General features: G+C 41.5%; 1 rRNA gene. It reads right to left on the reverse strand.

Annotated features, from left to right (window positions below):
* Positions 1-74, reverse strand: a 16S ribosomal RNA gene (locus GPK81_RS14995); the annotation flags it as partial.
* Between the last annotated feature and the right edge of the window lie 198 nt (positions 75-272).

Below are 272 nucleotides of genomic sequence, written 5' to 3' on the forward strand. Positions count from 1 at the left end.
GTTTCCCGTTCGACTTGCATGTGTTAAGCACGCCGCCAGCGTTCATCCTGAGCCAGGATCAAACTCTCTGATAAAATGTGCCAGCAATCCAGTGATGCTCGCATCAACTTGATTGCAGTTCACACTGATTAAGCCAGAGGCTTAAGAAGTGTTTGATTCGATCACTCAAGACAACCGTTTGGCTATCTCTCATTTTTACTGCTTTTGGTTTGTTTAAACCGTTCTTTAAATGTAAAGAAATTTTCGAGAATCGTATGTGTTTCACTGTTTAG

The sequence above is a fragment of the Blautia sp. MCC283 genome, assembly GCF_018785565.1.
Taxonomy (GTDB): Bacteria; Bacillota; Clostridia; order Lachnospirales; family Lachnospiraceae; genus Blautia_A.